Below are 20225 nucleotides of genomic sequence, written 5' to 3' on the forward strand. Positions count from 1 at the left end.
CCCGGCGCCACGCTGGGCCGGTGACTCGCGGAGGGCCGGCCGCCGCCGTGCAGGGGCCGCACCCGCCGGCCCCGCCCGCCCGCGGAGCCGGCGCCTCCCCGACCGCGGCGGGCGGCCTGACGTCGGCCCAGGTCGCCGAGCGGGTGGCGGCCGGCCGGGTCAACGCGGTCACGACCCGGACCAGCCGCACCGTCGGGCAGATCGTCCGGGCCAACGTGCTCACCTTCTTCAACGGCCTGCTGGCCGTGCTGTGGGTGACGATGGTGCTGGCCGGGCGCTGGCAGAACGCCCTCTTCGGCGGGGTGGTCGTCGTCAACGCCGCCGTCGGGATCATCCAGGAGCTGCGCGCCAAGCGGACCCTCGACCGGCTGGCGGTGCTGCAGACGCCGCGCGCCCGGCCGGTGCGCGACGGCGCCGAGCGCGAGGTCCCGGTCGCCGAGGTGGTGCTCGACGACCTGCTGGTGCTGCGCGCCGGCGACCAGGTGCCCGTCGACGGCGTCGTGCGCGCCACCCGGGGGCTGGCCGTCGACGAGTCGCTGCTCACCGGCGAGGCCGACGCCGTGGCCAAGGAGGCCGGCGACCCGGTGCTGTCCGGCTCGATCGTGGTGGCCGGCAGCGGGCGGGTGCAGGCCACCGCCGTCGGCGACGACGGCTACGCCGCCCGGCTCGCCGCGCAGGCGCGGGTGTTCACCCGCACGCACTCGGAGCTGGTCGCGGGGACCACCCGGCTGCTGCGCTGGATCGCGGTGGTGCTGCTCGTGGTCGGCCCGGCGGTGCTGTGGAGCCAGTTCCGGTCCCCGGAGAACGACGGCTGGCGGGACGCGGTCACCGGCACCGTCGGGGCGCTGGTCGGGATGGTCCCCGAGGGCCTGGTGCTGCTCACCACGCTGGCGTTCCTCCTCGGTGCCGCGGGCCTGGCGCGGCGGCAGACGCTGGTGCAGGAGCTGCCCGCCGTCGAGGGGCTGGCCCGCGTCGACGTCGTCTGCCTGGACAAGACCGGCACGCTGACCCACGGCGACGTCGGCTTCGACCGGCTCGAGCGGCTGCGCGGGGACCCCGGGGCCGACGGGGCGCTGGCGCTGCTCGCCGCCGCCGACGCGGGCAACGCGACCGCCCGGGCGCTGGCGGCGGCCTTCCCCGACCCGGGCGGGCAGGAGGCGGCCGGCGCCGTCCCCTTCGACTCCGCGCGCAAGTGGTCGGCCGTGCGCACCGCCGCCGGCAGCACCTGGGTGCTCGGCGCGCCGGAGCTGGTGCTGCCCGCCCCGGCCGGGCCGGCCGACGCCGCGGCCCGCGAGCGCGCCGACGCGCTCGCCGCCGAGGGGCGCCGGGTGCTGCTGCTGGCCTGCTCCCCGGCGCCGTGGACGACGGAGGCGGGCGCCCCGCGGCTGCCGGCCGGGCTGGTGCCCGTGGCGCTCGTGCTGCTGGCCGAGCGGGTCCGCGAGGACGCCGCCGAGGTGCTGCGCTTCTTCACCGGGCAGGGCGTGGCGCTGAAGGTGCTCTCCGGGGACAACCCGCGCACCGTCGGCGCCGTCGCGGCCGCGGTGGGCCTGCCCGGCGTGTCGGGCGCGGCCGACGCCGTCGACGCCCGGACGCTGCCCGAGGACCCCGACGCGCTGGCCGGCGTGCTGGAGTCGGCGTCGGTCGTCGGCCGGGTGACCCCGCAGCAGAAGCGGGCCGTGGTGCGGGCGCTGCAGCGCCGCGGGCACGTGGTGGCGATGACCGGCGACGGCGTCAACGACGCCCTGGCGCTCAAGGACGCCGACGTCGGCGTCGCGATGGGCAACGGCTCCCCGGCGACCCGCGCGGTGGCCCAGCTCGTACTGCTCGACGGCCGCTTCGCCGCGCTGCCGCACGCCGTGGCCGAGGGCCGGCGGGTCATCGCCAACATCGAGCGGGCGGCCAACCTGTTCCTGGTCAAGAACGTCTACAGCCTGGTGCTGGCGCTGGTCACCGTCGTGACGCTGACGGCCTACCCGCTGGCGCCGGTGCAGCTGACGCTGGTCTCCGCGGTCACCATCGGCGTCCCCGGCTTCGTGCTGGCGCTCGCCCCGGGCGGGCGCCGCTACCGGCCGGGCTTCCTGCGCCGGGTGCTGGCCTTCTCCGTGCCCGTCGGCGTGGTCACCGGCGGGGTCTCCTACGCCGCCTACGCCCTGACCCGGGCGCTGCAGCCCGGCGGGGGGGTGCCCGCGGCGCGGACGGCGGCGCTGCTCGCGGTGGTCGTGACGGCGCTGTGGACGGTGCTGGTGCTGGCCCGGCCGCTGACCGCGGGGCGGGTGGCCCTGGTGGCCGCGATGGCCGGGGTGGTCGTCGTCGTGCTCGCCGTCCCGGTGCTCCGGGAGGACGTCCTGCTGCTGGCGGTCTCGCCGCCGGTGGTGCTGGCCGGCACCCTGTCGGGCGTCGTCGGCCTGGTGCTGGTGGAGGTCGTCGCCCGGCTGCCGGCGACCCGCCCCGGGGGTCCTTAGGTCACGGCCGGTCCCCGGCGCGGCGGGGCGCGGGGACGCGGGCCGGCCCGGTCCGGGGGCGCGGCGGTGCCGGCGCGGCGCGGGTCGCCTCGCGGCGCGGCGGGGGCACCGCCCAGGCCTGGCGCCGGGTGCGGACGACCGCCGTCCAGCACAGGGCCGCCGGCAACGCGGCGACCACGGCGAGCGCCGTCGCCGCGGCGGGCGGGGGCGCCGACCAGGCCGTCGCGGTCGCCGCCGCGGCGGCCAGCGCCAGGCACCCGGAGACGGCGAACGCGGCCGGGCCGGCCCACCGCGCCCCGCGCAGCAGGCCGACGGCGGTGGCCGCGGCGGGCAGCAGCAGGGCGGGGTCCCGGCCGGCGACGGACGCGGCGCCGGCGAGCAGCAGCAGGACGCCGATCACGCGGCGGCTGGGCCGGTCGAACACCGCCGTCCCCGGGGGCACCGCCCGCCAGGAGCCGAGCGCCACGGCGGCGCAGAGCACGAGCACCGCCACGGACAGCGGCAGGGGGACGCGGTCGTCCCACGGCACGCCGGCGACGAGGTACCCGGCGACCAGGTACCCGGCGCCCAGCGAGGTGCCGAGCGCCAGCAGCGGCCCGGCCGGGGAGCCGCGGCGCACCATCGCCGCGGCCAGCAGCGTCAGCGGGAGGACGGCGGCCGAGGTGACGACGTCGGCGCCCCCGAGGCGGGAGACCGGGCCCAGGACGACGGGGGCCGCCACCGCGACCGCGAGGACGGCGATCGCCGGGGCGAGCCGGCGGGCGGTGGCGGCGTCGACCCGCCGGGAGCCGCCGGCGCCGCGCAGCGGAGCCCGGGTCACGGGGTGCCGACCCGGGGTGGACAGCGGTGCACGTGTCGACCGTGCCGTCGCGGACGGGGAGCGGGCAGGGCCGGAGGGCCCCTTCCCGGGACCTTCGGCCCCGGGCGCGCGGGCCGGTCGGCCACCTAGCCTCGGGGCGGACCGCCGGGGGACGGCGGCGGGTGCCGGGAACGGCAGACGGGGAGGGATCGGGTGCCGGACGACACGCAGCAGGGACCCATCCGGGTGTTCCTGCTCGACGACCACGAGCTGGTGCGCCGCGGGGTGGCCGACGTCCTCGGGGGCGACCCGGGCATCACCGTCGTCGGGGAGGCGAAGAACGCCGCGGAGGCGCTGGCCCGGGTGCCGGCCCTGCGCCCCGACGTCGCCGTGCTCGACGTCCGGCTGCCCGACGGCGACGGCGTGAGCGTCTGCCGGGAGCTGCGCAGCCGGCTGCCCGACCTGCGCGTGGTCATGCTGACCAGCTACAGCGACGACGAGGCGCTGTTCGAGGCGATCATGGCCGGGGCGTCGGGCTACCTGCTCAAGCAGATCCTCGGCGCCGACCTGGTCGGCGCGGTCCGCACCGTCGCCGCCGGCGGCTCGCTGCTCGACCCCGCGGCCACCACCGCCGTCCTGGAGCGGATGCGCCGCGCCGCGGAGCCCGAGGGGCCGCTGGCCCGGCTCAGCGACCAGGAGCGCACGGTGCTGCGGCTGATCGGCGAGGGGCTGACCAACCGGCAGATCGGCGAGCGGATGTTCCTGGCCGAGAAGACGGTCAAGAACTACGTGTCCCACCTGCTGGCCAAGCTGGGGCTCGAGCGGCGCACCCAGGCCGCGGTGCTGGCCACCGAGCTGCGCGCGGGCGCGCCCCGCCGGGACTGACGGCCCCGCCGGGGACCGGGCGCCCTCAGCTCGGCGGCGCCCACCAGCGCAGCCGCGTGCCGCCGTCGGGGAGCGCGCCGACCTCCAGCCCGCCGCCGCGGCGGCCGGCCCGCTCGGCCAGGTTGCGCAGCCCGCTGCGGGCGGCCCGGGCGTCGATGCCCCGGCCGTCGTCGACCACCTCGAGCACCACCTCGTCGCCGACGTCGAGGGTGACCGTCACGTGCCGGGCCCCCGCGTGGCGGGCGGCGTTGCTCACCGCCTCCCGCGCCACCGCGACGACGTCGGTGGCGAGGTCCCCGGTGACCAGCGCGTCGACCGCACCCGACGTGCGCACGGTGGACTCCAGGTCCCCGGCGGTGGCGGCGACGGTCTCCAGGACCCGCCGGCGCAGGCCGTCCCCGGCGGCGTCGGCGGTGTGCAGGTCGAAGATGCTCGTGCGGATGTCGCGGACGGTCTCGTCGAGCTGGACGACGACGTCGCGGATGCGGCGCTGTGCCTGCGGGTCTCCGATGCGCGGCAGCACCGACTGCAGGCCCAGGCCGGCGGCGAAGACCCGCTGGATGACGTGGTCGTGCAGGTCGCGGGCGATGCGGTCGCGGTCCTCGTAGACGTCGAGCTGCCGGGCCAGGCGCTGCTGGGCGGCGAGGTCGAGGGCGACCGCCGTCTGGTCGGCGAAGGCCTCGACGAGCGCGGCCACCGACGGGTCGAACGCCGGGGCGCCGGCGCGCCGCGCGGCGACCACCACCGCCGGCTCGGCCTGGGTCGACCGCAGCGGCACCGCCAGGCACGGCCCCCAGGCCACGTGCGCGTTCGGGCCGTCGTAGGCCAGGCCGCTCATGTCCAGCGTCGCGACGCCCGCGGACCGCGACACCGCGTCGAGGACGGGGTTCTCCTCCGTCCCCAGCCGCCGGCCGGTGAGGTCCTCCAGCCCGTCGCCGACCTGCACCTGCACGTCGTAGCAGCCCTCGTCGTCCGGCCCGACGACGATCCAGGCGGCCTCGGCGCCGGTGAGGGTGCCCACCCGCTCGGCGATCAGCCGCAGCGCCCGCCCGGCGGAGCCGGGGTCGAGCAGCGCCGCCCGCACGTCGGACAGCGCGGTGGCCCAGCGGCGCCGCTCCTCGGCCTCCTCGTAGAGCCGCGCGTTGTCCACGGCGACGCCCGCGGCGCCCGCCAGGGCGGTGAGGACCGCCTCGTCCTCGGCGGTGAACTCCCCGTGCGACTTCTCGGTCATGTAGAGGTTGCCGAACACCGTGCCGCGCACGAGCACCGGCACGCCCAGGAAGGTCCGCATCTCCGGGTGCCCGGGCGGGAAGCCCACCGAGGCCGGGTGGGCGCCCAGGTCGCGGATCCGCAGCGGGTAGGGCTCGGTGATCAGCTGCCCGAGCACGCCCTTGCCCTCGGGCAGCGAGCCCATGGCGGCGGCCCGGTCGGCGTCGATGCCGACGTGGATGAACGCCGCGAGACCGCCCTGCGGGGCGAGCACGCCGAGCGCGCCGTAGCGGGCGTCGACGAGGTCGCAGGCGGTCTCGACGATCCGCCGCAGCGTCGTCTCCAGGTCCAGCCCCGAGGAGACGGCGAGGAAGGCGTCGAGCAGCTGCTGCACGCGGGCCTGGTTGCGGGCCACGGCGGCCAGCCGGTCCTGGACCTCGTCGATGAGCTCGGTGAGGCGCATCCCCGCGAGCGAGGACTCGGGAGCCGGTTCGGGCGGGCGGGTGGTGTGGGTGGGGCTCATCGGGGCTCCTGCTCCCGGGCGGTGGTCCGTCCGCCCGAGCCTGGCACGGCGCCGTCCGCCGGAGTAGGGGCCCGGGGATCCGGAACGGGCCGCGGGCGGATCACCCACCCCGGCGCCGCCCGGTGGGAGCCGCGACGGGCAGGGTCCGCCAGCCGCGCACCACGGTGGCCTCCAGCACCACGTACCCGTGGCCGTCCCCGGGCACCGGGTCCGGGAGCTCCCCGGCGGCGTCCCACGCGCCGACGGCGGCCGGGTCGGTCACGGTGCGGGCGGGACCGACGACCGAGACCGCCCAGCCGTGCTCGCCGTCGAACTGGTCCACGCACAGGACCACGACGCCGCCGCGGTGGGGGAGCAGGTGGTCGTCCCCGGGGCGCACGGGCAGGGCCACCCGGTCGCCGTCGACGAGGTAGCGGACGGGCGCCACGGCGGGCAGGGCGTCGCGGGTGAAGGCGAGGTGACCGACGCGGGCACCGGCGACCAGCCGCCGGCACTCGTCGTCGCTCAGGTCCTGCCGGTGGCCGGCCACGCCCCACCCCTCGTCCGCGCCCGGTCGGGCGCCCGCGCGCCCACGGTGGCAGGGCGGCCGCCGGCGCGGTCAGGGACCTCCGTCCCGGATCCGTGGGCCAGGTGACCTGCCCGGCCGGCCGGGTCCGCGTGGGAGGGTCGGGACGACGACGGGGACGGCCGGGAGGGGGCGCGCGGTGGAGGGCACCAGCATCGTGGTCGGGGTGGACGGATCCGCCTGCGCGCGGGAGGCACTGGCGTGGGCCGGGCGGCTGGCCGCGCGGGCCGGCCTGCCGCTCACCGTGGTGCGGGCGTGGAGCATCCCGACCGCGCCCCGGCCGGCCACCTGGGAGCCGGGGTACGTGCCGCCGATGGCCGACTACGAGCGCGCGGTCGAGCAGGCCCTGGCCGACGACGTCGCCGCGGCCGGCCTGCCCGCGGACCTCGCGGTGAGCTGCCGCGCGGTGCACGCCGCGCCGGCCGAGGCGGTGGTGGCGGCGTCGGCCGGCGCGGAGATGCTGGTGGTCGGGGTCCGCGGGTGGGGCGGCGCGATGGGCCGGCTGGGGTCGCTGGCGCAGGCCGTGCTGCGCGAGGCCCGCTGCCCGGTCACCGTGGTGCGGTCGGGCACCACCCCGCGTGCCGGGGACGCCCGGCAGCCGCCGGGCTGACGGGGCCGCCGCACCGCGCGGCTCAGGCGGGGGTCGCGGGCTCCCGCCGCGCCCCGGACCCCTCGGTGGCCAGGACGCCGGCGATCTCGCGGGCCCACGCGCGCACGGCGTCCCAGTCCCGGAAGTCGCCCACGGGCGCGCGCATCGCGGTCACCACCGCCCGCTCCTCGAACCGCAGCCGGGCCGGGTCCAGCCGGCCGGGGAACACCCGGGTCCCGCGCACCGGGAGGAGCGCGGTGAGCGTGCCGACGTCGTAGGGCTCGTCCGTGGGGAACGGCGGTGCGCCGATCGGCCCGCTGGAGAACAGCCACACCGGCCGGTGCCGCAGGTCGGCCACGTGCCGGACGGCGAGGTCGTGGGCGGGGGCGAGCCAGCGGCCGGCGTAGACGGCGCTGCCGAGCACCACGGCGTCCCAGGCCGCCGGGTGGGGGGCCGACCCCGCCGGCACCGCGGCGGCGCTGAGCCCCGCCTCGCGGCCGGCCGGACAGGCGGCGACCTCCGCGGCGAGCACGGCGGCGATCTCCGCCGTCGAGCCGTGCCGGCTGGCGGCGGTCACCAGGACGCGGCGACCGGTCACCGCGCGCCCCCGGTGCCGGGGCCCGCGGCGGTCCGCGCGGCGCCGGACGGCAGCACGCGCACGGCGACGACGCCGCCCACCGTCCGGGCCAGCGCGGTCAGCGCACCCTCCTCGGTCCCCTCCGGGCCCGGCGGCTCGCCGCGCAGCCGCCGGACCTCCGCCACGCCGTCGCGGACGTCGACGTCCCAGGCGTCGGGCTCGCCGGTGTAGGCCTCGACCAGGCGCAGCAACTCCGACCGGACGTCGTCGTCCGGGCGCACCAGCGTGGACAGCAGGTCGCGGCGGCTGACGATGCCGGCCAGCCGCCCGCCGTCGGTCACCGGGACGCTGCGCAGGCCCCGGTCGACGAAGAGCCGGGCGACGTCGGCGACGTCGGCGGTGACGTCGACCGACCGCACCCGGCGGGTCATCACGTCCCGCACCAGCCCGGGCGGCGGCTCGGCGGCCTCGGGGCCGTCGCGGCGCAGGTGCAGCCGCGGGTCGGCGGGCAGCCGGTCGCGCAGCACGTCGGCCTCGGCGACGACGCCGACGACCCGGTCGTCGTCCTCGACCACCGGCAGGGCGGCGAAGCCCCGCGCGGCCATCACCTCCGCGGCGTACCGCACCGCGGTGTGCGGGCCCACCGTGACCACGTCGCGCGTCATGACGTCCCGAACCTGCACGGCTCCTCCTCCGGTCGCTGTCCCGGACGCTAGGAGGAGCGGGCGGGCCGGCCCCAGGGTCGGCGGGCGCCGCCGCAGGGGACCGAGGTCCCGGGACCGCGGGTCCCTGGTCCCCGGTCGGCCGGGCCCGGCGCCGGGCATCGTCGGAGGTGCCGCCCGGCGCCGGCCCGGGCCCGAGGTGAGGACCCGCGATGGACAGCTCCCCCCAGCAGCCCACCGGTGACGGCCCGCCCGTCGTCGTCGGCGTCGACGGGTCGCCGGCGGCCCGGGCCGCCCTCGGGGCGGCCCTCGTCGCCGCCGCGGACCGCTCCGCCGGTCTGGTGGTGCTCAGCAGCTACGCCGGTGACCTGTACTGGCTCGGCCGCGCCGGCGGCGTGGCCCCCGTCGTCGAGGACGTCGCCGGCGCCACCCGGCGGCTGGCCGGCGACCTGGTCGCGGCCGTCCGCGCGGAGGTCCGGGGAGCGGCCGGCGTCCCCGTGACCGTCGAGGTCGTCCCGGACCCGCCCGCGACGGCGCTGGTGGCCCTCTCGGAGGAGGCGCAGCTGGTGGTCGTGGGCAGCCGCGGCCGGGGCGCGGTGCGCAGCGTCCTGCTCGGCTCGGTGGCCCTGCACACGGTCACCCACGCCCGCTGCCCGGTCCTGGTCGTGCACCCCCGCCCGGCCGCGCCGGACGGCCCGCCGCGGGTGGTCGTCGGCTTCGACGGCTCCGCCGCGTCGCAGGCCGCCCTGTCCGCCGCGGTGGAGGAGGCCGCCCGCACCGGCGCGCAGGTCGACGTCGTGGCCACCTACCTGCTCACCGACACCTGGGTGGACCTGTCCACCGTCGTGCCGCCGACGCGCGAGCAGGTGCACGACGACCTGCGCGCGCGGGCGGAGGAGGCCGTGGACGCCGTCCTCGGCGAGCGGCCCGTGGACGCGCCGGTGCCCCGGGTCGACGTCGAGGTGCTGGAGGGCGGCGCGTCCGAGGTGCTCGTCGCCCGCGCCCGGGACGCCGCGCTGCTCGTCGTCGCCAGCCGCGGGCACGGCGCGGTGCGCGGCCTGCTCGTCGGGTCGGTGGCTCTGCACTGCGCGATGCACGCGGCCTGCCCGGTCCTGGTCGTCCCCGTGGCGCGCCGGCCCGAGCCCGCCGCGGCCCCCGCCCCCGCGGGCGTCGGCGCCGCACCCGCACGGGCCTGAGCGGGGCCGGTGCGCGCCTGGGTGGTGGGCACCCCGGCGCCGGCCGACGCGGGGCCGCTGCGCCGGGTCGAGCGGGAGCTGCCCGAGCCGGGGGCGGGGCAGGTCCGGGTCGCGGTGACCTGCTGCGGGGTGTGCCGCACCGACCTGCACCTCGCCGAGGGCGATCTCCCGCCCCGGCGCCCGGGCGTCGTCCCCGGGCACGAGGTGGTCGGCCGGGTCGACGCCGTCGGCGCCGGCGCGACCCGCTTCGCCGTCGGCGAACGGGTCGGCGTGCCGTGGCTGGGTCGCACCGACGGCACCTGCCGGTTCTGCCGCCGCGGGGACGAGAACCTCTGCACCGACCCGCGGTTCACCGGGTGGGACCTCGACGGCGGCTACGCCGACGCCTGCCTGGTCGACGAGCGCTTCGCCCACCGGCTGCCCGGCGGCCTCGACGACGAGCAGGCAGCGCCGCTGCTGTGCGCCGGGATCATCGGCTACCGGGCGCTGCGCTGCGCCGAGGTCCCGCCCGGCGGCCGGCTGGGGATCTACGGCTTCGGCGGCAGCGCGCACCTCACCGCGCAGCTCGCCCTGGCGCAGGGGCTGCGGGTGCACGTGCTCACCCGGGGCGCCGCGAACCGCCGGCTGGCGCAGGCGCTGGGGGTCGACTCGGTCGGCGGGGCCGGCGACGCCCCGCCCGAGCCGCTGGACGGCGCGGTGCTGTTCGCACCGGCGGGCGAGCTGGTGCCCGGCGCGCTGCGGGCGCTGGACCGGGGCGGCACCCTCGCCGTCGCGGGGATCTGGCTGTCGGACGTGCCGGGCCTGTCCTACGCCGACGAGCTGTTCCAGGAGCGGCGGCTGCGCAGCGTCACGGCCAACACCCGGCGCGACGCCGAGGAGTTCCTCGCCCTCGCCGACCGGCTGGGCGTGCGGGCCACGACCACCGCCTACTCCCTCGACGACGCCCCGCGCGCCCTGGCCGACCTCGCGCACGGCCGCATCGCCGGCGCCGCCGTCCTGCACGCCTGAACAGGTACGGGACCGAGGTCCCGGTCGGCGGGACCCTCGCCCCCTGCCGCGGGGGCGTCCGGGCGGAGAACGTGGGACCGGACAGCCGCACCCCCAGGAGGACCCCGACATGACCGTGCCCGACGCCCCCGGTGAGCACCCGCGACGGGAGATGTCCGAGGACGAGAAGCTCGTCGCGCAGTGGGAGGCCCGGCACGACGTCGCCGCCCGCGGCCACCGGCTCGACCCGCAGGCCGTGCAGGACTACCTGAGTCACGCCCGCGCCGCCGAGCGCGGGCGCGCCGGAGGCTCCGGGCACGGCGCGACCCGGGCGGCGGGTGGGTCGGCGGAGCCGGCGGCCTCGACGCAGCCGGCGGCGCCGCGGCCCAGCTGGTGGCGGCGGCTGCTCGGCCGGTCCTGACCCCCGGGCCCGGTTCCGGCCGCGCCGGTCAGCGCAGCCGGAACCGGGCCGCCCACACCGGCTCGACCTCGGCCCACTCCCGTTCCCAGCGGCGGGCCCGCGCGCGGTCGAGCAGCGCGCCGACGGCGGCGTGCAGCGTGACGGCGGCCGCGCCGATCAGCAGGGCGGTCACGGTCCCCGCGACGCCGGCGGTCACCCGCACCCCGGCCGCGGACAGCGGCGCGCCGGTGCGACGGCCGTCGGCGTCGACCCAGATCCGCACGGTGTCCCCGGCGCGGGCCCCCGCCGGGGCGCGCACCTCGTCCTCGCGGGAGCTGCCGTCGGGCTCGGTCCACGACGCGAGGGCGACCGCCTCCGTCCCGGTCAGCGCCCGCCCGTCCTCCAGCAGCACGGCGGGGACCTCCGAGCGCTGCTCCCGCTGGCTGCGCGCCTCGGCGGCGGCGTCGGCGCCCACCGTGGTCGCCACGGCCAGTCCCACCGGCACCGCGAGCACGGCCAGCAGGGTGCACAGCACCAGGCACAGCAGCTCCAGCCGGTCGTCGGGGCGGGCGGCCGGACCCGCGCCGCGCCGCAGCCGGTCCCGCACCGCGCCGCGGCGGCCGGTCACCGCCACGTCGTCCCCCCGTGCCCGTCGTCGGCGACGACCTCCGCGGGCCGTCCGCCGGGCGGAGGGCAGGGTGCCGGGGGGCGGCCGACGCGCAGCACCGACTGGGGGTGGGCGTCCCAGGTGAGCGCCGAGCGCAGCTGGGTGCGGGTGACCGGCACCTCGACGGCGTGCGGGAGGGGACCGGCGACCCGGCTGCGGGCGGCGAGCTCCAGCAGCACCCGTTCGACGGCCTCCCCGCAGCGCAGCCAGGCGAGCGGGTCGTCGCGGTGGGTGGCCAGCAGCAGCAGCGTCCGGGCGGTGACCGGACCGGTCCCGGCCGGCAGCTGCCCGGAGGCGGTGCCCTGGACGCGGGCGGCCTGGTCGGTCAGGCGCGCGAGCAGCTGCACGTGGTCCTCGCGGGTGACCGGCACCAGGACGGTGTCCTCGGCCGCGGCCGCCGCGACCAGGACCCGCAACACGGCCTCCGGGAGGACGTCGGGACCGGAGCGCCGGCCGTCGGTGCGCCGCCGGCGGACGGCGGGGGCGAGGCCGGCCAGCGCGGCGTCCGGCGGCCCGTCGACCGGGCGCACCACGGCCAGCAGCGCCGGCTCGGCGGGGTCGGGCAGCCGGTCGACGCGCACGGCGGTGCCGGCGGCGGCCAGGGCGACGCGGGCGTCGAGCAGGGCCGCGCCGATGCCCTGTGTCAGGGCGCGGGGGGTGGGGCCAGGGGCGGTCGGCGGCCCGGTGCGGTCGGCGAGGAACTCCAGCCGGTCGGCGTGCAGCCGGGTCCGCCAGGGCCGGGGATCGGGCACCGACCGCGCCTGCACGGCGTCGGCGGCCGCCTCGAGCACCGGCAGGGACCGGACCCGGACGGGCCGCCCCGGCGCGGGGGCGGGGACGGCGGTGCGGCGGGCCATGGCGCGACTCCTCGGGACGGTGCCTGTCCCGAGCCTCGTGCGCGCGAGGGGCTCCGCACCGGGGCCCGCGGTCACCGGGGGCAGCGACCAACGTCCCGGGTGGCGGCCCCTTTGGTCGGTGTCCGGGGGACCCCGGGGTCGCGAGGCTCGGGTCGGCCGCCTGCACCGGGGAGACGCTCCGGGCCGTCGCGGCGGCCGAGGAGGTGTGCCGTGAGCGAGCACGTGTCTCCGACGGCCCCGCCGGGGAGCCGTCCGCCGTACCCGGTCCGCGTCGACGGGCTGCTGGACGCGCGGCTGTCGCGCGGGCTCTGGCTGGTCAAGTGGCTGCTGCTGGTGCCGCACTACGTGGTGCTGGCGTTCCTGTGGGTGGCGGTCTGCGTCGTCACCGTCGTCGCGTTCTTCGCGATCCTGCTCACCGGGCGCTACCCGCGCCCGCTGTTCGACTTCACCGTCGGTGTGCTGCGCTGGAGCTGGCGGGTGCAGCACTACGGCTACATGGCGCTGGGCACCGACCGGTACCCGCCGTTCACCCTCGCCGACGTCCCCGGCTCCCCGGCGCACCTCGACGTCCCCTACCCGCAGCGGCTCTCCCGCGGGCTGGTGCTCGTCAAGTGGTGGCTGCTGGCGCTGCCGCACTACCTCGTGCTGGCGGTGTTCGTCGGGGGCGGCGTGTGGCTGGGCACCGGCTCCTGGGACGGGGACGGCGTCTGGGACGACGGCTGGGGCTTCGGCGGCCTGGTGGCCCTGCTGGTGTTCGTCGCCGGCGTCGTCCTGCTGTTCCGCGGGCGCTACCCCGTGCCGATCTACGACTTCGTGCTCGGCATGGACCGCTGGGCGTGGCGGGTGATGGCCTACAGCCTGCTGCTGACCGACGCCTACCCGCCGTTCCGGCTGGACCTGGGCGGCACGGACCCCGGGTCGGTGCCCGTGGCGCCCCCGCCCGTCGGTCCGTCCCCGGCCGGCGCCCCGGTGACGCCGCTTGCCTCCCCGCCCGGGTCCGCCGCGCCGGTCACCGCCGCGCCGCCGAGCCGGTGGACGGCGGGACGGGTCACCTCGGTGGTCGTCGGGTCCGTGCTGGTGTTCGCCGCGGCCGGCCCCCTGGTCGCCGGCGGCACCCTGCTGTGGGCCGACCGGGTCGAGCGCGACGCCGACGGCGTGCTGCTCGCGCCCGCGGCGTCGGTGGACACCGACCGCAACGCGGTGACGACCGACGGCATGGTGTTCGACGGCGACGGCCTGGAGTGGGTGGTCGACGAGCTGCTCGGGACGGCGCGCGTGGAGGTCACGCCCGCCGACCCGGGCGACGAGCTGTTCGTCGGGGTGGCCCCGACCGCCGACGTCGAGCGGTACCTGCGCGGCGTGGGTCACGCGACCGTGCAGGACCTGGACACCGGGTGGGGGATCTGGGACGACGACCGGACCTGGGTGACCGACGACGTGGCCGGCGGCGCGCCCGCCGTCCCGCCGACCGAGGCCGGCATCTGGACCGTCGAGGCCAGCGGCACCGGCACCCAGGTGATCGACTGGCGTCCCGACCGGGGCGACTGGACGGTCGTGGTCATGCGCGCCGACGGCGGCGCCGGGGTGGCGGCCGACGTCCGGGCCGGGGCGACGCTGCCCGGGCTCACCTGGTTCTCCGTCGGGCTGCTCGGGGCCGGCGCGGTGCTGCTGCTGGTCGGCGGGCTGCTGATCGGGCTGGCCGTGCACGGGGCGCGGCCGCTGCCGCCGTCCGGGCCGGTCCCCGCGACCGGCCGGCCGGTGGTGCCGAGCCCACGGGGCACCGAGACCGACCTGCCGGTGACCGGGCGGTCGGGGACCTGACCGCGCACGACGACGCCCCCGCCGCGACCGCGGCGGGGGCGTCGTCGCGGAGCTACCGGCCGGGGGCGGCGGAGGCGAGCCGCTGCGCCAGGCCGCGACCCCACGCGCGGGCGCGGTCCTCCTCGCCGTCGGCCAGCGGCCCGGTCGTGTCGGCGACCGCGAAGTGCTCGGCGGGTGCCACCAGCTCGGCGCCCAGCCGGCCGAGCAGCTTCTCCTCCGTGCGCGAGGCGTGGTCCATCCGCGTCAGCAACGCGTGCCCGCCGGCGCGGGTGTCGAAGGCGGCCGCGCGCAGGCCGCGCCCGGGTGCCCGGACCGCCTCCAGCCACTCGCGCAGCCCGGTGCCGGTGTCGGAGACGACCGCGCCGTGGTCGGTGACCGCACTGTCGCGGGTCCTCGGGCTCGGCATGCCGAAGGCGTGGTTGGGGCCGCCCACGACGAGCAGTGCCACCTCGGGGCCGAGCTCCGCCGGAGCGTCGGCCGCGGCCACCACGTCGGCCGGCAGCGACTCCGCCAGGCCCGCCGCGACCGCCTGCGCGATCGTCCGGGCGTCGCCGAACAGGGACTCGTAGACCACCAGTGCACGTGCCACGGGAGCTCCTCCCTCGGACCTCGGGTTCCTCGACGGCGCCGACGCTAGGCAGGGCGGAGGCCTCCCGGCACGGGCAGAGGGCCCGCGCGGCCAGGACCGAGGTCGCGCACCGCGGGCGTGGCAGGGTGCCGGTGTGCTGCCGGCGACGATCGCGACGACGGACTACCACACGGGCGGCGAGCCCTTCCGGATCGTGGTCGACCCGCCGGTGCCGATCCCGGGGACGACGGTGGCCGACCGGCGGGCGCGGGCGATCACGGACCCCGACGTCCAGGCGCTGCGGGCGGTGCTGTGCTCCGAGCCGCGCGGGCACGCCGACATGTACGGCGGCTTCCTCGTGCCGCCCGACGACGACGGCGCCGACCTCGGCGTGCTGTTCTGGCACAAGGACGGGTTCTCCACCGCCTGCGGCCACGGGACGATCGCGCTCGGCGTGTGGGCGGTCGAGTCCGGCCGGGTGGCGGCACCGGACACCGGCAGCGTCGACGTCGTCGTCGACGTGCCCTCGGGCCGGGTGACCGCGCGGGTGCACCGCGAGGACGGGCGGGTGGTCGCCGTCGACTTCGTCAACGTGCCCAGCTGGGTGGTCGCCACCGGCGTGCCGGTCACCACCTCCCGGGGCGAGGTGACCGTGACGGTGGCCTACGGCGGGGCCACCTACGCGACGCTGCCGGCCGCGCAGCTGGGCCTGTCGGTCACCCCGGAGCACCTCGGCGAGCTCATCGCCCTCGGCCGGGAGGTCAAGTGGGCACTCGACGGCTCCGCGCACGCCCGCCACCCGGACGACCCGCGGCTCGACGGCGTCTACGGCACCATCTGGTTCGACGAGCTCGGCGACGCCGACGGCGAGGTGCGGCAGCGCAACGTGGCGGTCTTCGCCGACGGGGAGGTCGACCGCTCCCCGTGCGGCTCGGGCACCTCCGCCCGGCTCGCGGTGCTCGACGCCGAGGGCCGGCTGCCCGCGGGCACGGTGCTCCGGCACGGGTCGATCGTGGGCAGCACGTTCACCGGGGCGGTGCTCGAGCGCCTCGACGTCGGCGGGCGCCCCGCCGTCGTCCCCCGGGTCACCGGCACCGCCCACCGCACCGGCGAGCACCTGTTCTCGATCGACCCGCACGACCCGCTGGTCCCCGGGTTCGTGCTGCGGTGAGGGTCCTCGACGCCGACGACGTGGCGGCCCTCGGCCCCGCCGCCGCGGTGCGGGCGGTCACCGACGCGCTGCGCGGCGGCCTGGACCCCGCCGCCGACCCGCCGCGCGTGCCGGTCGGCCTGACCCGCGGCCAGTTCCTGCTCATGCCGTCGGAGGTGGGCGCGGCGGCCGGCGTGAAGGTGGTGACCGTCGCCCCGGGCAACCCCGCCCGCGGGCTGCCGCGCGTCCAGGCCGCCTACCTGCTCGTCGACGCCGAGACGCTCGCCCTGCGTGCGGTGCTCGACGGCACGGCGCTGACCACGCTGCGCACCCCGGCGGTGTCGGTGGGCGCCGTCCTCCCGCGGCTGCCCGACCGCCCACTGCGGGTCGCGGTGGCCGGCGCCGGACCGCAGGCCGTCGGCCACGTCGCCACGCTGGCCGCCGTCCGCCCGCTGGGGGAGACCACCCACCTCGTGCGCGACCCGTCCCGCACGGCGCTCGACGCCGTGGCGCTCGGGTCACCGCGGGCCGCGGAGGCGCTCGGCGCGGCCGACGTCGTCGTCTGCGCGACCTCCGCGCGCGAGCCGCTGTTCGACTCCGCCCTGCTGCGCGACGACGCCGTCGTGGTCGCCGTCGGCTCGCACGAGCCCGACGCCCGCGAGCTCGACGCCGCGCTGCTCGGCCGCGCCACCGTGGTCGTGGAGGACGTCGCGACCGCGCTGCGCGAGGCCGGCGACGTCGTGCTGGCCGTCGCCGAGGGGGCGCTGACCCCGGCCCGGCTCGTGCCGCTGCGCGACGTCGTGACCGGCGCGGCGGCGCTACCCGCCGACCGGCCGCTGGTGGTCAAGACCGTCGGCATGTCCTGGGAGGACCTCGTGGTCGCCACGGCCGTCGCCGAGCGCCACGGCGTCTGAGTTCAGTTGATGCAGCCGGTGTCGGCGGCCGTCCTCGGCTCCTCGGCGGTGCTCTCGTCCGCCGGCTCCGCCGGCTCGGTCGGCTGGCCGATGCCGGTGAAGTCGCTGCCCAGGACCAGCTGCACGGTGCCGCTCTCGGCGTCGTCGCCGACCTCGACGGCGGCCCCGGGGACCTGCGCGGCCAGCGTGGCGGCCGCCGCCTCGTCCCCGGCGGCGTGCCGGATCACGGTCTGCTCGTAGTCGCTGCTGTCGGCGTTGTCGGTCTCGGTGACGACGAACCCGGCGGCCTCGAGGTCGGCGGTGGCCTCGGCGGCCAGGCCGGAGGTGCCCGAGCCGTTGTAGACGGCGACCGACACCTCCGACGGCGCGAGGGTGGCCGGGGCCTCCGGTGCGGGGGCCGGCGCCTCGGGCTCCTCGGACAGCGTGGCGAAGAACCGGTGCAGCGTCTCCTCGTCGGCCAGCCGCACGATCGAGCGACCCTCGTCGTCGCGGTCGTCGGCCTCCACGATCGGCACCGTCTGGAAGTCGATGTCGCCGGGGCTCACCGACTGCAGCTGCTGGGCGAGGTCGAGCAGCCGGAGGTCCTCGTCGACGGTCAGCGACTCCGACGCCGCCTCGACCAGCTGCCGCTGCTTGCCCAGGTCGAGCAGCACGTCCTGGGACAGGATCTTGCGCAGCACCCCGCCGATGAACACCTGCTGGCGCACGATGCGGTCGAGGTCGCCGCGGGGGAGGGCGGTGCTGCCGTCCGGGCGGACGCCGTGCCGCTGCCGGACGAAGGCCAGCGCCTCGGCGCCGGAGATGGTCTGCTCGCCGGCGGGGAACACCGCGCCGGAGTACTCCGAGTCGTCCACCGCGTAGCAGAGGTTGACCGTCACGCCGCCGACGACGCTGGTCAGCTCGAAGAAGCCGAGCAGGTCGACCTCGGCGTAGTGGTCGATCCGCAGGCCGGAGAGCTGGCTGATCGTGCGGATGAGCAGCTGGGCGCCCGCGGCCTGCTTCTCCTCCTCCGGCGCGGACTCGTCCACCTCCGCGTAGCCGTGGGCATAGGCGGAGTTGAGCTTGTCCATCCCGTAGCCGGGGATCTCCACGTAGGAGTCGCGCGGGAAGGAGACGAACGAGGCGCGCGACCCGTCGGCGGGCACGTGCACCAGGATCATCGTGTCGGTGTTGGTGCCGGAGTCCACGCCGGCGTTGAGCTCGGCCAGCTGCTCCGGGGTCAGCGCGGCACGGCTGTCGTTGCCGACCAGCAGCAGGTTCATCGCCTCGGGGGCGCCCCCGGCGTCGTCGTTGCCGTCGGCGGGGATGGCGTCGGTGCGGTTGACGGTGGCCTCGGCGACCCGGCCGAGGTACCAGCCCCAGCCACTGCCGGCCAGCAGCAGCACCGACAGCACGGCGGCGACCGAGCGGGCGACGAGCACGCCCCGGGCGGTCCGGCGTCGTCCCGCGGAAAGCGGCCGGGCGCCGTCGCCGACGGCCGTTGCACCGTGCGGACGGGACGGGCGGCCGCCGCGCGGGTCGAGCCACGCGGGGAGGGGGCGGTCCGGGGACCCGGCGTGCTCGTCGTGGTCTCGGCTCACGTGATCGAGGTTAGGGGCGGCCGGCGACCGTCGGGGGCCGCCGCGACGTGACGGGGTGCTCGCCGTGGACGTCGCACCGATCGGCCGGGTCACCCCCCGCGGCGAGGTGCGCCAGCCGGCCTGGTCGCACGAGCTCATGGCCGGCTACCGGCCCGCCCCCGACGCCCGCTCCTGATCCTGGGTGGCCGGGGACGCGAGAACGGCGGGTGCCTGGGGCACCCGCCGTTCCGGTGTTCACACGCGAGCTATCGAGCGGACTGCTCCTGCCGGCGCGGCAGCACCCAGCCCGGCCGCACGAAGTGGCACGTGTAGCCGTACGGGTACTTCTGCAGGTAGTCCTGGTGCTCCTCCTCGGCCTCCCAGAACGGGCCGGCCGCGGTCACCTCGGTGACGACCTTGCCGGGCCACAGGCCCGAGGCGTCGACGTCGGCGATCGTGTCCTCGGCGACGCGCTTCTGCTCGTCGCTGGTGTAGAAGATCGCCGAGCGGTAGCTCCGGCCCACGTCGTTGCCCTGACGGTTCGCCGTCGACGGGTCGTGGATCTGGAAGAAGAACTCCAGCAGCTCGCGGAAGGAGATCACGTCGGGGTCGAAGACGACCTCGACCGCTTCCGCGTGGTCGCCGTGGTTGCGGTAGGTGGCGTTCGGCGTGTCGCCGCCCGAGTACCCGACTCGGGTCGACAGCACCCCCGGGCGCTTGCGCAGCAGCTCCTGCGCACCCCAGAAGCAGCCGCCGGCCAGGATCGCCGTCTCAGTGGTCATCGTCTGACCTTCCTCTCTAGGACGCTGGCAGAACACCACCGGAGGCGCAGGGATTCCGCCCGACGTCGTGACGGGGCTGCCGCTGGAGGCCCTCACCGGAGATCGCGGGAGAGACGGGCTTCCGGAGCGCGGTGGTCCCTGAGACCCTCGTGGCGATCGTGTCATCCGGACCTCGAGCCAGGACGACGGCCATGACCGGAACGCGCAGCCTCGACGTGTACGAGACGGCCTACCTCACCGGCGGACCACGACGCGCCGTCGCGGCCGCGGTGGTCTCCCTGGTCGAGACGGGGGTCCTGCGGGCAGCGCGGTCCACGGGTGAGTCGATGCTGGTCCACCGCCGCCCGTGCGCCGACCTGGAGGCCGCCGTCCTCGACGCCGTCGGCATCCGGGGGAACGCCTCGTTCGGCACGGTGTGCTGGCGGTTGCGCGACGACGTGCGCCTCACCTCGATCGGCCAGCGCCTCAGGGACGACGGACTGCTCGCCCGAGACCGCGGTCCGGAGCCGATGCGCCTGAGGTTCTGGTCGGCCTTGTCGCTCACCGGTGCCGGACGACGGACGCTGCGGCAGCTCCGTCGTGAGCCGGCGTCGATCGCCACGGACAGCGTGCGCGTGAGCCTGTGGGGTCCTGAGGCGATGCGGGACTCAGCCCTGCGTGTCGCCCTCTTCGAGGCCTCGCGCGTGCCGTCAGCGCCGGTCCCGCGGCAGACCGCGTCAGCCTCCGCCGGCCACCGCTACTCCGCGACGGGTCACGAGGGCGGTGGGGGCGGGGGATACGCAGGCGGGTTCGGCGACGGTGGCGGCGACTGCGGCGGGGGCGGTGGCGACGGCGGCGGGTGCTGACGTCGGCTCCCGCCCTCACCGGGTCGACCACCTCCGGCGTCCGTCTCGGCCGGCGCCGAGGCATCGGCCCGACGGGAGGCACAGGACCGGTGGGGCGGGTGGGGCTCGAACCCACGTCCCAGGGATCACGAGTCAGGCGGCCCGTGCGTCGGTGCTGACCAGCCCTGGCCGATCGCGTCCGTTCCCTGCGCCTCGGACGCCCGTCACA

At 78.2% G+C, this 20225-nt stretch carries 20 protein-coding genes; 10 read left to right on the top strand and 10 right to left on the bottom strand.

Annotated features, from left to right (window positions below; genetic code table 11):
* The first annotated feature begins 20 nt into the window (after nucleotides 1-20).
* Nucleotides 21-2462, top strand: a complete 2442-nt coding sequence (locus ACI780_RS10465; protein ID WP_457002741.1) for an HAD-IC family P-type ATPase — start codon at nucleotides 21-23, stop codon at nucleotides 2460-2462.
* A gap of 1 nt (nucleotide 2463) precedes the next feature.
* Here ACI780_RS10465 and ACI780_RS10470 read toward each other — a convergent pair whose 3' ends face one another.
* Nucleotides 2464-3282 carry a hypothetical protein gene (locus tag ACI780_RS10470; protein WP_457002743.1) on the bottom strand — a complete coding sequence of 273 codons (819 nt, stop codon included), beginning with the start codon at nucleotides 3280-3282 and terminating at the stop codon, nucleotides 2464-2466.
* Between the two features lie 192 nt (nucleotides 3283-3474).
* Here ACI780_RS10470 and ACI780_RS10475 point away from each other — a divergent pair, with 192 nt between their 5' ends.
* Entirely contained in the window at nucleotides 3475-4146 is a 672-nt protein-coding gene (locus ACI780_RS10475) for a response regulator (protein WP_457002745.1), read from the top strand.
* 25 nt (nucleotides 4147-4171) lie between these two features.
* On the opposite strand, the gene ACI780_RS10480 is transcribed toward ACI780_RS10475, so the two are convergent.
* Both ACI780_RS10480 and ACI780_RS10485 read right to left on the bottom strand, forming a co-directional pair.
* A complete protein-coding gene (locus ACI780_RS10480) occupies nucleotides 4172-5878 on the bottom strand; it encodes a GAF domain-containing protein (protein WP_456870211.1) in 1707 nt (568 codons plus the stop codon).
* Between the two features lie 100 nt (nucleotides 5879-5978).
* Nucleotides 5979-6407 (bottom strand): pyridoxamine 5'-phosphate oxidase family protein, encoded by a 429-nt coding sequence (locus ACI780_RS10485; RefSeq protein ID WP_457002747.1) that lies wholly within the window; start codon nucleotides 6405-6407, stop codon nucleotides 5979-5981.
* Between the two features lie 175 nt (nucleotides 6408-6582).
* Here ACI780_RS10485 and ACI780_RS10490 point away from each other — a divergent pair, with 175 nt between their 5' ends.
* Nucleotides 6583-7053: a universal stress protein gene (locus ACI780_RS10490; RefSeq protein WP_457002750.1), complete on the top strand. Its 471-nt coding sequence runs from the start codon at nucleotides 6583-6585 to the stop codon at nucleotides 7051-7053.
* A 22-nt stretch (nucleotides 7054-7075) separates the two neighbouring features.
* Here ACI780_RS10490 and ACI780_RS10495 read toward each other — a convergent pair whose 3' ends face one another.
* Both ACI780_RS10495 and ACI780_RS10500 read right to left on the bottom strand, forming a co-directional pair.
* On the bottom strand, nucleotides 7076-7630 hold the full coding sequence (locus tag ACI780_RS10495) for a flavodoxin domain-containing protein (RefSeq protein ID WP_457002752.1): 555 nt from the start codon (nucleotides 7628-7630) through the stop codon (nucleotides 7076-7078).
* Nucleotides 7627-8292 carry a CBS domain-containing protein gene (locus ACI780_RS10500; RefSeq protein WP_457002754.1) on the bottom strand — a complete coding sequence of 222 codons (666 nt, stop codon included), beginning with the start codon at nucleotides 8290-8292 and terminating at the stop codon, nucleotides 7627-7629. Before ACI780_RS10500 ends, ACI780_RS10495 begins: the two co-directional genes overlap by 4 nt.
* Before the next feature lie 191 nt (nucleotides 8293-8483).
* On the opposite strand from ACI780_RS10500, the gene ACI780_RS10505 reads away from it, so the two are divergent.
* The 3 genes from ACI780_RS10505 to ACI780_RS10515 all read left to right on the top strand — a co-directional run bounded on the left by ACI780_RS10505 (nucleotide 8484) and on the right by ACI780_RS10515 (nucleotide 10875).
* Complete coding sequence (locus ACI780_RS10505; RefSeq protein WP_457002756.1) at nucleotides 8484-9467, top strand: universal stress protein; 984 nt, start codon at nucleotides 8484-8486, stop codon at nucleotides 9465-9467.
* Between the two features lie 9 nt (nucleotides 9468-9476).
* Nucleotides 9477-10475, top strand: a complete 999-nt coding sequence (locus ACI780_RS10510) for a zinc-dependent alcohol dehydrogenase family protein (RefSeq protein ID WP_457002758.1) — start codon at nucleotides 9477-9479, stop codon at nucleotides 10473-10475.
* A 109-nt stretch (nucleotides 10476-10584) separates the two neighbouring features.
* Nucleotides 10585-10875, top strand: coding sequence for a hypothetical protein (locus ACI780_RS10515; protein WP_457002760.1), 291 nt, complete (start codon nucleotides 10585-10587; stop codon nucleotides 10873-10875).
* Nucleotides 10876-10903: 28 nt separating this feature from the next.
* Here the strand turns inward: ACI780_RS10515 and ACI780_RS10520 are convergent, their stop codons facing one another.
* On the bottom strand, nucleotides 10904-11482 hold the full coding sequence (locus tag ACI780_RS10520) for an Rv1733c family protein (protein WP_457002762.1): 579 nt from the start codon (nucleotides 11480-11482) through the stop codon (nucleotides 10904-10906).
* Complete coding sequence (locus ACI780_RS10525; protein ID WP_457002764.1) at nucleotides 11479-12378, bottom strand: hypothetical protein; 900 nt, start codon at nucleotides 12376-12378, stop codon at nucleotides 11479-11481. The genes ACI780_RS10520 and ACI780_RS10525 overlap by 4 nt, the downstream gene beginning before the upstream one ends.
* 210 nt (nucleotides 12379-12588) lie before the next feature.
* Between ACI780_RS10525 and ACI780_RS10530 the strand changes: the two genes are divergently transcribed.
* Complete coding sequence (locus tag ACI780_RS10530; protein ID WP_457002766.1) at nucleotides 12589-14199, top strand: DUF4389 domain-containing protein; 1611 nt, start codon at nucleotides 12589-12591, stop codon at nucleotides 14197-14199.
* Between the two features lie 52 nt (nucleotides 14200-14251).
* Here ACI780_RS10530 and ACI780_RS10535 read toward each other — a convergent pair whose 3' ends face one another.
* Nucleotides 14252-14788, bottom strand: coding sequence for a flavodoxin family protein (locus tag ACI780_RS10535; RefSeq protein ID WP_457002768.1), 537 nt, complete (start codon nucleotides 14786-14788; stop codon nucleotides 14252-14254).
* A gap of 133 nt (nucleotides 14789-14921) precedes the next feature.
* Here ACI780_RS10535 and ACI780_RS10540 point away from each other — a divergent pair, with 133 nt between their 5' ends.
* Nucleotides 14922-15938, top strand: a complete 1017-nt coding sequence (locus ACI780_RS10540) for a proline racemase family protein (protein ID WP_456870223.1) — start codon at nucleotides 14922-14924, stop codon at nucleotides 15936-15938.
* Nucleotides 15935-16831 carry an ornithine cyclodeaminase family protein gene (locus ACI780_RS10545; protein WP_457002770.1) on the top strand — a complete coding sequence of 299 codons (897 nt, stop codon included), beginning with the start codon at nucleotides 15935-15937 and terminating at the stop codon, nucleotides 16829-16831. Before ACI780_RS10540 ends, ACI780_RS10545 begins: the two co-directional genes overlap by 4 nt.
* A 2-nt stretch (nucleotides 16832-16833) precedes the next feature.
* On the opposite strand, the gene ACI780_RS10550 is transcribed toward ACI780_RS10545, so the two are convergent.
* Nucleotides 16834-18252, bottom strand: a complete 1419-nt coding sequence (locus tag ACI780_RS10550) for an LCP family protein (protein WP_457002772.1) — start codon at nucleotides 18250-18252, stop codon at nucleotides 16834-16836.
* A 404-nt stretch (nucleotides 18253-18656) separates the two neighbouring features.
* Nucleotides 18657-19172: a peptide-methionine (S)-S-oxide reductase MsrA gene (msrA, locus tag ACI780_RS10555; protein ID WP_456870226.1), complete on the bottom strand. Its 516-nt coding sequence runs from the start codon at nucleotides 19170-19172 to the stop codon at nucleotides 18657-18659.
* A 158-nt stretch (nucleotides 19173-19330) separates the two neighbouring features.
* On the opposite strand from msrA, the gene ACI780_RS10560 reads away from it, so the two are divergent.
* Nucleotides 19331-20017: a TIGR04222 domain-containing membrane protein gene (locus ACI780_RS10560; protein WP_457002775.1), complete on the top strand. Its 687-nt coding sequence runs from the start codon at nucleotides 19331-19333 to the stop codon at nucleotides 20015-20017.
* Nucleotides 20018-20225: the final 208 nt, after the last annotated feature.

Source organism: Geodermatophilus sp. SYSU D00814, from assembly GCF_054050055.1.

What these genes read in the sequence shown, in the direction of transcription:
- ACI780_RS10480 (WP_456870211.1), bottom strand. Translation starts at nt 5,878, where the DNA reads ATGAGCCCCACCCACACCACCCGCCCGCCCGAACCGGCTCCCGAGTCC.
- ACI780_RS10505 (WP_457002756.1), top strand. Translation starts at nt 8,484, where the DNA reads ATGGACAGCTCCCCCCAGCAGCCCACCGGTGACGGCCCGCCCGTCGTC.
- ACI780_RS10515 (WP_457002760.1), top strand. Translation starts at nt 10,585, where the DNA reads ATGACCGTGCCCGACGCCCCCGGTGAGCACCCGCGACGGGAGATGTCC.
- ACI780_RS10525 (WP_457002764.1), bottom strand. Translation starts at nt 12,378, where the DNA reads ATGGCCCGCCGCACCGCCGTCCCCGCCCCCGCGCCGGGGCGGCCCGTC.
- msrA (WP_456870226.1), bottom strand. Translation starts at nt 19,172, where the DNA reads ATGACCACTGAGACGGCGATCCTGGCCGGCGGCTGCTTCTGGGGTGCG.